This window comes from Bariatricus sp. HCP28S3_F11 (genome assembly GCF_052065395.1).
Lineage (GTDB): Bacteria > Bacillota > Clostridia > Lachnospirales > Lachnospiraceae > Allocoprococcus.
Window position 1 is genome coordinate 1 of the sequence record NZ_JBQHUC010000051.1, and the last position, 12,792, is coordinate 12,792.

Consider the following 12,792-nt stretch of genomic DNA (forward strand, 5'->3'; position numbering starts at 1 on the left):
GGTACATTGACTCACTAATGAGTCAATGTACCTGTCCCCCTGTCTCTCCCCTGTCTCTCTGATTACCTTATGTCAAACAAGCAATTTCCCGATTTACCCTATTGCGAAGGGTAAGCAGATACATATCTGATTTGGGATAACGTTTGAATGTCAATGGCTCATCCAGCTCGCCTTCAATAAGTTCCATTACATGTTCTTTACTGGTTAGACTTTCGAGAAGTTCGAATGCCCGCAGGTCTGTCAATGCTTCATAATGAACCATCATACGGATGGATTCTTCCGGTTTGCGATCATCACCCGGATATACAAGGAATGGATCTCCGGATGGAAATGCATTATCCGCATCGGTTACCTGATATGGATTGATGCGATTGATTGAAAACTGGCTGTTATAGAAGTTATAACCCCAGTGCAATATTCCTATAATATCGTATTTGAATAGCTGTACGCCGTAAATACGGTTTCTGGCTGATGGCATAGACATAAAGCGGTTGCTTACTTCGTAGAACTGACCTGTGCAGTAGTAAGTCCACATATCTGTAAGGCCGTGCGCCAGAAAGTCTTCAATTTCGTTATTACCTGGAATTGGCTTGCTAATCAGTCCGTGACGATAGAATTCGTAGCTCGAAAGTGCATCAAATGTATGGAAACCGTCAAGCATATTTCCGAGCGATTCTTTTGCAGCTTTAAAGGATTCCAGATGTTCTTCGCGTGGCTCGTCAGAAATATGGAAATAAGTGACATCTGCAATGTTCCATTCTTTTAGTTTTTCAATAAGCTGAGGAAGGAAAGTTTCCAAAAATCTGGTATATTCTCCGACGGCAGGCGTATGCCATCCAAAGATTTTCTCTTCTTTACCGTTCACAGTTGCAACGATTTTTGGAGCGTATTTTGCGCCCCATTGAGAGAAGAGGTGTGACATTTCGTAATACTCAATTCCACATTTTTTGCAAAGATTGATCCAGCGCTTTAATTGATCAAAACTGAAGAAATATTCGCCATTTTTCACTTCAATTTCAATCAGCTGCGTTGTGGTACGTTCCAGGCCAACTGCTGTATCCAGTGGAGAAGTGAAGAGTGGTACGAGCATCATGTTACAGCCTCTGTCGACATATTCCCGGAAATAATTTTCCAGTATCTGCCAGTGGTCTTCGGAAAATACTTCAACATGATAATAATCAGCAAGACAGTCTGCATGCAGCCATTCAGTGTGCATGATCTTCTGTTTCGGCAGTTGCGTGCCGATTACGGTGATTTTTCGGCAGGCGGAACACAATACTTTATCATCTTTTACAAGTTGGATTTCAATTTCATAATCTCCGGCAGGTATTTCATCCGTCAGTTTGATATCAATCCAGAGACTGCTCCACTGATTGGAACGGATGATGACTTTTCCGTCGGAAATATCACGTAGGAGATCCGGATACAGTCCGGAAGTGGTTTTTAAGTAGTTGTCATCCACGATTCCGTTGGTTGCGCGTCCCACAGGAACCAGTTCTACGGTTCTGACACGTACATGATTGTAAATCGGTGAGATTACTTTTACATCTACTCGTTCCCGCATGAACCAGTTGCCGGTATAAGCAATCTGATAGGAAATAGTTTCTCCCCAGAGTCCGCTGAGTTTTATGCATTCCGGTTTATATACTGGTTCTTCGTCTGGAAAAACTTTTTCCAGAGAACTTAATACTTTCATTTGATATTTGATTTCTTTTTGAGGTCTCATAAAAAATACTCCTGCATTAATTGGTGTATAAAGAGTTAACCTTTCAGTCCGCTCATTGCCATACCTTCTTCGAATTTCGACTGAAGGAAGAGGTAGAAGATAAAAGGTGGAAGGAAAGTGACTGTGGCGCAGGCCATTGTAAGTCCCACATCTGTATCATATTGTGTCTTCATTGCAGTCAATGCCAGCGGCAAAGTACGGTATGCATCGTCTGTCGTGATAATGAGTGGCCAGGTAAAGTTATTCCATGCACCGATAAAGGTGAAAATTGCAACTGTGAGCATAGAAGATTTTACAAGCGGTACGATTACTTTCCACAGGATTTTTGCATTGGATGCACCGTCAATCTGGGCCGATTCAATCAGTTCCGTCGGAATCGCCAGAATGGCCTGGCGCATGACAAAGACGCCAAAGGCAGTCGGAAGCGGAAGAATCAGGGCTTTAAAGGTATTTACCCATCCAAAGCCTCTGACCAGAAGATAGAGCGGAACAAGAATGACTTCGGAAGGAACCAGCATGGACAATAAAATCAAAAGAAATATTTTGTCACTTCCTTTGAAATTCAGTTTGGCAAATGCATAACCCGCAGTGCTGCTGGTAAATACAGTTAACAGAACACCTGCAAATGCTACAAATACACTGTTTGCAAAGTAGCGGATAAAGGTAGGATCTGAAAAGATTTTTTTATACTGTACCAGTGTCAGACTGGAAAGGGACAGGCTGATATCGTATGCATTGGTTGTACTTTTTAGTGACATAAGAATCATGTACAGAAATGGAAGTGTACAAAGTAAAATTACAAAAATCAAAAATAAATCGATAATGATTCGTGATATTTTTTTCATTAGTTGCACCTCCTATATTTCTGAAACATCGCGTCTTATGAATCGCTGCTGGAATAATACGATGATAAGAATCATCAGCATCAACACATTGGACACGGCCATGGCGTAACCGGCTTTACTTCCTTTAAATGTGAGCTGGTAGGCATACATAACCATGGTAGTGGTTGACATGGATGGCCCTCCACCGGTCATTGTATAGACCAGATCGAATACCTGCATGGAACTAATAGATGCTAAAAAAGTATTCATAATAATCGTTGGTTTCATGAGTGGAAGTGTGATGTGTGTCAGCCGCTGAAAGGAATTGGCGCCGTCAACCCTTGCTGCTTCGTAATAATTGTCCGGAATGGACATCAGAGCCGACAAGGCTATGATCATATAATATCCCATGCCTTTCCATACAATCAGGAGTGCAACAGTGACAATAGCTGTATCACTGCTTCCCAGAAGCATGGTGGGATCAATTCCGAATATGCCGAAAATCCCTTTTACGACGGGGTTACCTCCATTTAAAATAGCTTTCCATACTGTACCGATTACCGCGCTGGAAGAGAGAACCGGAACGAAAAGAGCGCCCTTAGCAATTTTTCCGAGCAGTGTATTTTGCTTGGAGGCGATCAATACGGCAAAAAGTGTGGAAGCGATTACCTGTAGAGGTACTGTAATCAATGCAATCTTTAATGTGTTCAGGATACAAAGCCTTAACTTGGAATCCCGCAATAGTTTCTGATAATTATATAGTCCGTTAAACTGAGCCGGTGTAATAATATTATACTTGGTAAAACTAAAACATATCGCAATGATCAAAGATCCTGCTACAAAAGTAAGCAGGATCAATGATATTGGTGTTATGTAAAGATAAGGCGTCAGAGCGGACAATCCTTTTCTTTTTTTCATAGATGCCTCGATTCTTTTTATTCGTTGTCAGCCCAGTATTCATCCAGAATTTCGTTGCCGGCTTCGGCAGATTCATTCAGAGCTTCTTTTACATCCATTTTACCTTCCATGATAGACTGGATATGGGCAGCGTAGTTTTCAAGAATTTCACTTCCGCATGGACCACACTGAAGTGGACGCCATTTGTCACGGTCTTCGGTAACGATACGTTCCATCTTCGGATCGCCTACATACGGTTCGCTTGCTGTAAGAGGAGCACCAGGAGCTACTTTGTGGTATTCTGTCATGAATTCTGCACTGGTGATGTATCTGATCAGATCTAAAGCAAGATCCTGATGTTCGCTGGCTGTCATTACGGATAAGCAGTCTGCTGCACCGAATGTTCCGTAATTTACATTCTTCAATGAAGTTACATAATCCCAGTTAAGATCTGGATAATCGTTAGCGAATGTAGTTTCCTGAGACTGAGAAGAACGGGTTACACCGAACGCAGCCTTACCAGCTCCGAAAACTGTGCTGAATGCATCGGATCCTGAAAGAGACATCACATTTTCCGGCATATATGGCTGAAGACTCTTGAAGAATTCGATTGCTTCAATACCAGCATCACTGTTGAAAGCAATTGATTTCAGATCATCCGTGTAAATATCCCCGCCTGCCTGCCATAAAAGACTGTAGATGTAAGAGTTCAGCATGTAAAGGTTGCTCATATCACCGCTGTTCAGACCTACAGCATAGCCGTACTGGTCAATCTGGCCATCTCCGTCTGTATCCTGCGTAGCTTTTTCACAGATACGTTTGAAATCTTCCCATGTTTCCGGTGGCTGTTCACCGAGTGAATCCAGGATGTCCTGATTGTAATAAAGTACAAAAGGAACACCTGTTACAATCGGAATACCATATAATCCACCCATCATCTCTCCACGGTCAAGATACAGATATTCGTTGTAGTCTTCATCGGATACGAGATCGGTCAGATCCAGTACAGCACCTGAAGAAATATAGGTCGGATACATTTCGGCATACATATAGCCGATATCCGGAGCATCTCCGCCGCTGATACCGGTTGCCCACTTTTCTTCATAGTTGGCCCATGGAATGAGTTCCATTTCGATTGTACAATTGTTCTCTTTTTCCCAGTCAGCCAAAAGCTTTTTGAAGTTGCCTTCCGTATCTTCATCAAGAGGCGGGAGCCACATGGTAAGTGTCGTCGCCTCCGCAGTTTCGTTGCCGTCATCTCCTGTGCTTTCTTCTGCTTTTTTGCCGCCGCATCCTACTGCCAGAGAGGCAACCATTGCGGTGCAGAGCAGAATACTGAGTAATCTCTTTTTCATATCATATCCTCCTTAGTTTTGAAAAAATTAGTTCTGACTATTATTATAGAGATTCTTATAGAAAATGTGAAATAGATAATAATGATATATGTGAGGATATATTGATAATATAAATAAATGGCGGGGAAAATTGATGTAAATCTTAAAGCATGGTAAAATAAAAAATTATAAACTATGATTTACATAATTTAGAAACATAGGTAGTCCGTTTTATGGAGGAAAAAAATGAAAGCCAGAAAACACATTGCGGATCAGATGACACCACTGGAAAGAGTCTATGCAATCGAACATCATTTACCGTATGACCGCATTTTATGTATTCCATTTATTGGAAATGTACGCTGCACATTATACGGGACAGAGATTTCTGAATACTGGAAATCAGAAAAATGTATGGCGGAGGGGGAAATACTTGCATTTAACCGGTTTGGATTTGACCGGCTGGGACTTGGGCCGAATACAGTAGGAATTACATCGGCGCTTACGATTCAGGTTTCAGGGGGAGAACAGGAAACACCTGTGGTTGATGAGTATGAAAAGCTGGATGGTATGGTGCCGGTTGATGCTAGTACAAATCCGGTCATTCGCACTTTTTTACATGTGGCGGAAAATCTAATGGAAGATGCAGGTGAGATCGTTCCTGTTGAGGCAAGTATAGGAGGACCATTTACAATCGCTTCTTTTTTAAGAGGAATCGAGGTTCTGCTGCGTGATTGCATGAAACATCCGGATGAAGTACACAGGCTTCTAAGAATCGTGGTGGATTCTCAAAAAAGCTGTATTGATGAGCTCGCAAAATATGGAGTTGGGATTGCTATGGCGGATCCGGTCGCCAATCCGTCATTGATAGGTCCTCGATTTTATGAAAAATTCGTATTCCCATATACAAAAGAACTGACGGATTATGCATTTGAAAAAACAGGGAAAAAGGTTTCACTTCACATGTGTGGAAAAACGTACAGTATCTGGAAATATTTATGCCAGTATCAACTGAATGAGATCAGTCTGGATAATATCATCGATCTGGAAAGAGCGGCCAAGGAACTGGGAGAAGTTGTGCCGATTGCGGGGAATGTGGATCCGGTGGAGATTATTTTAAATGGAAACCGTGAGGAAATCTTTGAAGGCGTGAGAACCTGTATTGAGCAGGGGAGAAAATCAAAGCAGGGTCATCATTTGACGAGTGGTTGTGATATTCCGGATGCAACACAGATTGAAAAGATTGACTGGTTTATGGAAGCGGCAAGAAAGTATGGAAAGAACGGTTAGAATCATAACCGGGGAGGAAGGAAAATGAGTTCAAAAGAAGAATTATTAAAGAGATTATCGGACGGAGTTCTGGATATGGAAGAAGAGGATGTGGCAGAGGCAGCCAGAGAATATCTGGAATCCGGCTATCCGGCGCTGGATGGAATTATGGAAGGCCTGATTGACGGAATGAACCGCGCAGGTCAGCTCTTTGAGGAGGAGGAGTATTTCGTGACGGATATTCTGCTTTGTTCGGATGCCATGTATGCGGGGCTGGACATATTAAAGCCACATTTACCGACGGAGTCGGAAGACAATAAGAAGAAAGTGGTTATTGGAGTCGTGGAAGGGGATACACATGACATTGGGAAAAACCTCGTAAAGATCATGCTGGAGACGGCGGGATTTGAGATGATTGATCTGGGAAGGGACGTACCGCTGCAGCAATTTGTGGATCGTGCAAAGGAAGAAGGCGCGGAACTGGTCTGCATGTCGACTTTGATGACGACGACGATGGCAGGAATGGAAACGGTCATTCATTTGCTGGAAGAAGCGGGGATCCGTGATCAGGTGAAGGTGATGATCGGGGGTGGACCGATTTCACAGAAATTTGCAGATAAAATCGGGGCAGACGGCTACTCGCAGAATGCAGTGGAAGCTGTCAATCTGGCAAAAAGACTTTTGAATATAGCATAGGAGGGGAAGATGTTAACGCCTAAAGAGAGATTGAAAATGATCATGGAAGGACAAAGTGTGGATCGGCCGGCATGTATCTGTCCGGGAGGAATGATGAATATGATTACCTCCGAGTTGATGGAAACGGTGAAAATCTATCTCCCGGAAGCACACTCGGATGCCAGAAAGATGGCAGATCTTGCAAAGGCTGTTTATGATCAGAAATGTTTTGAAAATTACGGAGTGCCTTTCTGTATGACGGTGGAAGCAGAAGAAATGGGAGCCAGGGTGGATATGGGATCCAACATTTATGAGCCTCACGTCATCGGGTACGTGATAGCTTCCGTCAGTGAATATAGAAAACTGTCTCGGATCGATATGAATCACGGACGGGCGAAGGTCGTGTTGGATGCCATCAGAATTCTCAGGCGGGAGACGGAACATGTTCCGATTGTAGGAAACCTGACAGGGCCGGTCAGCACGGCAAGCTCTCTGATCGAGCCGGTTGTATTTTACAAAGAGCTTCGTAAAAAGAAAGAAGACGCGCATGCATATATGCAGTTTATCACCGACCAGCTGATTACTTTTGGAAAAGCACAGATTGAAGCGGGAGCGGATGTAATTGCCATTTCAGATCCCAGTGGAACCGGAGAAATCCTGGGACCGAAATATTTTAAAGAATTTGCAGTGAAATACATCAATCAGCTTGTAGATGCGTTCAAAGCGGAGAAAATCGGAACGATCGTGCATATCTGCGGTCAGATGCAGCCGGTTTATGAGGAAGTGCAGGAAGTTCACAGTGACGTGCTTAGTTTCGATTCGGTTGTGCCGATGAAAGAAGCGAAAGAACATCTGAACGGAAGAGTGTTGATGGGGAATGTGAGCACTTATGCACTGGAATTCGGAGATGAGGAACGGGTAAAGAAGCTGACGAAACACTGCGTAAGCGGCGGCGCGGATATCATTTCACCGGCGTGTGGTCTGGGTATGAAGTCCTCTATGAAGAATATACAGGCAATCCTTTCCTGTCTGGAGGAGGAATAGTATGGCATCCATTACGATTACGCAGACAGGGAGAACGTTTCCTTGTGAGGAACGGTCGAATCTGCTGGAAGTACTTTGCAAAGAGCATGTTTTTGTAGATAACCCGTGTAACGGGACCGGTGTCTGTGGGAAATGTAAGGTCCGCATCCTTTCCGGGACATGTTCCGATATCTCCGATACGGAAAGAAACCTGCTGAAACCGGAAGAAATCGAGCGGGGGATCCGCCTGTCCTGTATGACAGAAATCTACGGGGACGTGGAAGTCGAAACGCTTCAGAAGGAGCGGCGGCATAAAGTCCTCACAAAAGGGTACATGCCGGAATTTACAAAAGATGAATTTGACGGAGGGTATGGCGTTGCTGTCGATATCGGGACAACCACAGTTGTTTTGGCACTGATCGACAGGAAAAGCGGGGAAGAGCTGGCGAGTGCGTCCAGAATCAATCCCCAGAAGAGATATGGTCTGGATGTTCTGACCAGAATTACCCATGAGTATGAAAATCCGGACGGTGGGATCCGGGATCTGCAGGAAGTCATTGTGTACGCCATCAATGAGATGATCATGGAGGTATGCGAAGAAACGGACGTAGACCGGATGGAGATTCAGGAGATCGATGTGGCGGCTAACTGTACGATGACCCACATGCTTCTCGGAGTAGATGCAAGAACCATCGGGAAGGCTCCGTATCGCCCTGCATTTACAGACGCTCAGATGCTGCCGGCGAAAGAAATCGGAATACAGGCAGGAGACCATGCTGTCTTGTACTGCCTTCCTCAAGTATCTGCATACATCGGCGCAGACATTGTTGCCGGTGCATATGTCTGTGGGCTGCAAAAAGAACAGGGGAATGTCCTGTTTATTGATATCGGAACAAACGGGGAGATCGTTCTGGCAAATCATGGCAGACTTTCCTGCTGTTCCTGCGCAGCAGGGCCGGCACTGGAAGGGATGAATATCAGTTCCGGTATGCGGGCTGCGGAAGGGGCTGTCGAAGATGTGAAAATTACAGAGCAGGGGATTGAACTTGTCACGATTGACGATCAGGAACCGGAAGGCCTTTGCGGCAGCGGGATCCTGGCTGTTCTGAAAGAACTTCTTCGTACGGGGATCGTCAAAAAAACGGGCGTATTTATCAAAAAAGACCAGCTTGATCCTTCCGATTATCGATATCCGATGATTCGTCTGAACGGAACGAAAAGAGAGTTTATTTTGAATGAAGATCCATTGTTAGTAGTCACACAGGGAGATGTCAGGCAGGTTCAGCTCGCCAAAGGGGCGATTTTGTCCGGCTTCATTACCCTGCTTGGCCAAAGAGGAATTACAATGAAAGAACTGGATAAAGTCATGATCGCAGGGCAGTTCGGTGCACATCTTCCCGCAGATTCACTGGTCGGAACCGGTATTCTTCCTGAAGAGGTGAAGGATAAGCTGGTATATGTAGGAAATTCATCAAAGACTGGAGCATATATGACGCTGATGTCGTCTTCTGTGAAAAAAGAAGTAGAAGAACTTGCAAAGAAAATGGAATATATGGAACTTGCCGAGACGGAAAATTATGAGAGAGTATTCTCAGAATGCATGATATTTCCGACGAGATGAGATATGGGGACAGGTTCCCTGACTCACTATCAATAGTGAGCCAGGGAACCTGTCCCCGTGTCTCTCCCCCTGCTTCGAATTTTCCCGAATTTCTTCGAATTTTCTCGTATTTGTTCAGAATCATGAAAAGAGCAGTATAGTAAGAAAAGAGTAATCTTAAGAGGGGGAAAGCGGCGTGAAAAAAGGAACGCATGCAGATCAGAATTCCGTAGTGAGAAAAACGCGTGTCGGAATCAAAGAAATTGCGGTGGAAGCCGGGGTGAGTCCTACTACGGTGTCGAATGTTGTGGCGGGAAAAACGGAACGGATTTCGGAGGAGACCGTTCAGAAGGTAAAGAGACTTCTTGAAGAGAAAAAATATGTGCCCAGTATGGGGAACAGGCTGCTGTCAGGGAAACATTCCGGTGTGATTGGGGTTATGATAGGGAAAAAAATACAACATGCAGAAGCAGGCGAAGCTTCGCTGTGGATCCGGGAAGTGGAAAAGGAGATATACAGGCGTGGCTGCTATATGCTTCTGCATTTTTCTGATTCGGAAGAAGATATTCTGCGTATGGTAATGATGTGGAAAATGGAAGGGATCATTCTGAACGGATTTGGAGAGGAAACGGAAGAGAGCATCCGCAGCAGATGTGTGATACCTGTGATTTCGACTAAGACCGGGAATATTTTGGAAACGGAAATAGAGGCGGGGGAGTTGATGGGCAGATATGTTCTGAGCTGCGGACACAGGAGTATCTGTTTTATGGATGATGAAAACGCACATGCATTTTGGCAGGGGATGAAGAGGATGTTTCGTAATGAAAAGGCCGCATCTGTTCAGATGCAATATTTCCAGTTGCCTGCTGATAAAAACGGAAGAATTGAATTTTATAAAAAGAATCTTGCAAGAGAGGCATTTGAGAAAAAGCTGTTGATTTTTGCAAATGAGTATTATGCGGCGGAAGCGATGGGGTATCTGAGGGATATGGGGATTACTGTGCCCGGGGAAGTGTCGGTGTCGGCCTTTGGAGAGGATATATTTGCATCGATTACGAGGCCCGGGCTGACGAGTGTGAAAATGAATCTGCGCCGGAGTGCGGTAAAAACAGTGGAAATGCTGTTTGCCCTGATGCGTGAGGAGACTGAAAATGCCGGGGAAGAGAGGATCGAACTTGTACTTCGGGATTCTGTGCTGTACCGGTAGGACTGGAAGTGCGCGCTTATAGAAAATGTCTATTAAGATATCGAATTTATCGATTTGACGAATGGATTTGAGAGGCATACACTGAATATAAAGCGTGAAATTATAAGCGTGAAAACTTAAGAAACAGTTGGAGGAAAGCATGTATCAAGTAGGGATTGATATTGGATCCAGTGCGGCAAAAGCAGTTGTGATGAATGAAGGAGAAGTTGTCAGAACACTTTTGCTGAACACGGGATTCAACAGCAGAAAAACGGCAGAAGAGATTTACGAAACGTTTAAAAATGAGGGGATTACCAGGGAAAATGCCAGATATGTTGCAACCGGATACGGAAGAATTTCGGTTCCTTATGCGGACGATGTGATTACCGAGATTACCTGTCATGGAAAAGGGGCAGCATATTTGTTCCAGGAAGATGGTACTGTTATTGATATCGGAGGTCAGGATACGAAAGGGATTTCCCTGAAAAAAGGAAGAGTCATGAAGTTTATCATGAATGATAAATGTTCGGCAGGAACCGGAAAGTTTCTGGAAGTCATGACGAACAGACTGGGACTTACACAGAATGAGCTGTCCGAACTCGCTCGCAAGGGCAACCCGATCACGATCAGTTCTATGTGTACCGTGTTTGCCGAGTCCGAAGTAATCAGTCTGATCGGAAAAGGTACACCAAGAGAAGATATTGCATATGGTGTGATCGAATCGGTTGTGACAAAAGTGGTCCAGCTGATTTCTCAGGTTCCGGCTGACAAATATTTTCTGACAGGCGGTCTGTGTGAAGACGAATATATTATCGGACGACTGGTCAAAGCACTTGGAGCACCGGTTACAAGTACGCCGCTTGCACGTTTTGCAGGGGCAGTCGGAGCGGCCTTGATGGCCGAATAAATCACACATTAACGGAATGACGAAAGACAAGGAGAACAAGAATTAATGGAAGCATTTGAATTACCGAAAACCTTTGATGAATTTGTTGATGCGCGGAAAGCCGGATTTTTACGGGTGAAAGAATTCAAGGAAAATGGGGGGAAACTGGCAGGTTGTCTCTGCTCCTACACGCCTTCCGAACTGATGGATGCAGCCGGTGTCGCAACGGTGGGACTTTGCGGTACAAGTAACGAGACGATTGCGGATGCGGAGAAGGTTCTTCCGAAGAATCTTTGCCCGCTGATTAAAAGTACCTATGGGTTTGCATACTCACAGAAATGTCCGTATACTTATTTTGCAGATATGATCATTGGCGAGACGACCTGTGATGGTAAAAAGAAGATGTATGAGCTTCTGAATGAACTCAAAGAAACGTATGTGCTCCATCTTCCGCAGAGTCAGGAACGCGCCTATGCAAATAAGATCTGGTGCGAAGAGCTTCGGCTTCTGAAAGAACGCCTGGAAGAGAAGTTTGATGTGGAGATCACCGATGAAAAGCTGCGCGAGGCGGCTGCCAAGAGAAACCGGCTGAGAAAAGCGCTCTGCAGCATGTATGAACTGCAGGAAAGCTGCCCTCCGGCACTGAAAGGAACAGATATGATGCTTGCCCTCCAGCAGGGAACCTTTACATTTGATCTGGATCAGCAGATCGTAAATATTGAAGCCCTCGTTGAAAAAGCGAAAAAAGCGTATGAAGCAGGGGAACGTCCGGTCCCGGAAACAGCGAAACGAATCCTTCTCACCGGATGTCCGTCAGCCGGTGTCATTCAGAAAGTCGGAATGGTTATAGAGAATAACGGCGGAGTGCTTGTTTGTCTGGATGACTGCGGCGGAGAGCGTACAAACAAGCTGTTGGTTGATGTAGAGGCAGAAGACATTTTACAGGCAATCGCAGACCGCTATCTTGCAATCAATTGTTCTGTCATGACAACCAATTCAGGCAGACTGGAAAATACAAAGAAAATGATTGAAAAATATAAAGTAGACGGCGTGATCGAGGTCGTTCTTCAGGCTTGCCATACTTTTAATGTGGAAGCAGCTCAGATGGGCCGGATGGTAGAAGAACTGGGCATTCCTTATATGAAACTGGAGACAGACTATTCCACCACAGACAGCGGGCAGATTGAGACAAGAATTGCTGCATTTATTGAGATGCTTTAGAAGAAAGACAGGGGAAGAGACAGGGGGGGCCGTTTATTATTAAACATTTTTTTAAAATTTAAAATAACCCCTAATAATCACACTTAAAAAATTAAAAAAAAATTAAAAATTTATAAATAAAAATATTAAAAAAATAATTTTATTTTTAAAA

11 protein-coding genes are annotated in these 12,792 nt (G+C 44.3%); 7 read left to right on the plus strand and 4 right to left on the minus strand.

What is annotated here, in order from left to right; translation table 11 throughout:
- Positions 1–67: 67 nt before the first annotated feature.
- From ACTNBR_RS15255 to ACTNBR_RS15270, 4 genes are read right to left on the minus strand one after another with little or no spacing between them, the layout of a single operon-like run.
- A complete protein-coding gene (locus tag ACTNBR_RS15255) occupies positions 68–1,726 on the minus strand; it encodes a DUF4091 domain-containing protein (protein ID WP_441019023.1) in 1,659 nt (552 codons plus the stop codon).
- A gap of 35 nt (positions 1,727–1,761) precedes the next feature.
- A complete protein-coding gene (locus tag ACTNBR_RS15260) occupies positions 1,762–2,571 on the minus strand; it encodes a carbohydrate ABC transporter permease (RefSeq protein ID WP_441019021.1) in 810 nt (269 codons plus the stop codon).
- Positions 2,572–2,583: 12 nt separating this feature from the next.
- Positions 2,584–3,468 (minus strand): carbohydrate ABC transporter permease, encoded by an 885-nt coding sequence (locus ACTNBR_RS15265; protein ID WP_441019019.1) that lies wholly within the window; start codon positions 3,466–3,468, stop codon positions 2,584–2,586.
- Positions 3,469–3,485: 17 nt separating this feature from the next.
- Positions 3,486–4,802, minus strand: coding sequence for an ABC transporter substrate-binding protein (locus ACTNBR_RS15270; protein WP_441019017.1), 1,317 nt, complete (start codon positions 4,800–4,802; stop codon positions 3,486–3,488).
- 225 nt (positions 4,803–5,027) lie between these two features.
- On the opposite strand from ACTNBR_RS15270, the gene ACTNBR_RS15275 reads away from it, so the two are divergent.
- The 7 genes from ACTNBR_RS15275 to ACTNBR_RS15305 all read left to right on the plus strand — a co-directional run bounded on the left by ACTNBR_RS15275 (position 5,028) and on the right by ACTNBR_RS15305 (position 12,641).
- Complete coding sequence (locus ACTNBR_RS15275) at positions 5,028–6,071, plus strand: uroporphyrinogen decarboxylase family protein (RefSeq protein WP_441019015.1); 1,044 nt, start codon at positions 5,028–5,030, stop codon at positions 6,069–6,071.
- 24 nt (positions 6,072–6,095) lie between these two features.
- A complete protein-coding gene (locus tag ACTNBR_RS15280; protein ID WP_441019013.1) occupies positions 6,096–6,746 on the plus strand; it encodes a corrinoid protein in 651 nt (216 codons plus the stop codon).
- 9 nt (positions 6,747–6,755) lie between these two features.
- Positions 6,756–7,769, plus strand: a complete 1,014-nt coding sequence (locus tag ACTNBR_RS15285) for a methylcobamide:CoM methyltransferase MtbA (protein ID WP_441019011.1) — start codon at positions 6,756–6,758, stop codon at positions 7,767–7,769.
- 1 nt (position 7,770) lies between these two features.
- A complete protein-coding gene (locus ACTNBR_RS15290) occupies positions 7,771–9,369 on the plus strand; it encodes an ASKHA domain-containing protein (RefSeq protein ID WP_441019009.1) in 1,599 nt (532 codons plus the stop codon).
- Between the two features lie 175 nt (positions 9,370–9,544).
- A complete protein-coding gene (locus ACTNBR_RS15295) occupies positions 9,545–10,555 on the plus strand; it encodes a LacI family DNA-binding transcriptional regulator (protein WP_441019007.1) in 1,011 nt (336 codons plus the stop codon).
- A 139-nt stretch (positions 10,556–10,694) separates the two neighbouring features.
- Positions 10,695–11,441 (plus strand): acyl-CoA dehydratase activase, encoded by a 747-nt coding sequence (locus ACTNBR_RS15300; protein ID WP_441019005.1) that lies wholly within the window; start codon positions 10,695–10,697, stop codon positions 11,439–11,441.
- A gap of 45 nt (positions 11,442–11,486) precedes the next feature.
- Positions 11,487–12,641, plus strand: coding sequence for a double-cubane-cluster-containing anaerobic reductase (locus ACTNBR_RS15305; protein ID WP_441019003.1), 1,155 nt, complete (start codon positions 11,487–11,489; stop codon positions 12,639–12,641).
- The last annotated feature ends 151 nt before the right edge of the window (positions 12,642–12,792 follow it).

Coding starts and splice junctions, on each gene's coding strand:
- ACTNBR_RS15255 (WP_441019023.1), bottom strand. CDS start 1,726: ATGAGACCTCAAAAAGAAATCAAATATCAAATGAAAGTATTAAGTTCT.
- ACTNBR_RS15260 (WP_441019021.1), bottom strand. CDS start 2,571: ATGAAAAAAATATCACGAATCATTATCGATTTATTTTTGATTTTTGTA.
- ACTNBR_RS15265 (WP_441019019.1), bottom strand. CDS start 3,468: ATGAAAAAAAGAAAAGGATTGTCCGCTCTGACGCCTTATCTTTACATA.
- ACTNBR_RS15270 (WP_441019017.1), bottom strand. CDS start 4,802: ATGAAAAAGAGATTACTCAGTATTCTGCTCTGCACCGCAATGGTTGCC.
- ACTNBR_RS15275 (WP_441019015.1), top strand. CDS start 5,028: ATGAAAGCCAGAAAACACATTGCGGATCAGATGACACCACTGGAAAGA.
- ACTNBR_RS15280 (WP_441019013.1), top strand. CDS start 6,096: ATGAGTTCAAAAGAAGAATTATTAAAGAGATTATCGGACGGAGTTCTG.
- ACTNBR_RS15285 (WP_441019011.1), top strand. CDS start 6,756: ATGTTAACGCCTAAAGAGAGATTGAAAATGATCATGGAAGGACAAAGT.
- ACTNBR_RS15290 (WP_441019009.1), top strand. CDS start 7,771: ATGGCATCCATTACGATTACGCAGACAGGGAGAACGTTTCCTTGTGAG.
- ACTNBR_RS15300 (WP_441019005.1), top strand. CDS start 10,695: ATGTATCAAGTAGGGATTGATATTGGATCCAGTGCGGCAAAAGCAGTT.
- ACTNBR_RS15305 (WP_441019003.1), top strand. CDS start 11,487: ATGGAAGCATTTGAATTACCGAAAACCTTTGATGAATTTGTTGATGCG.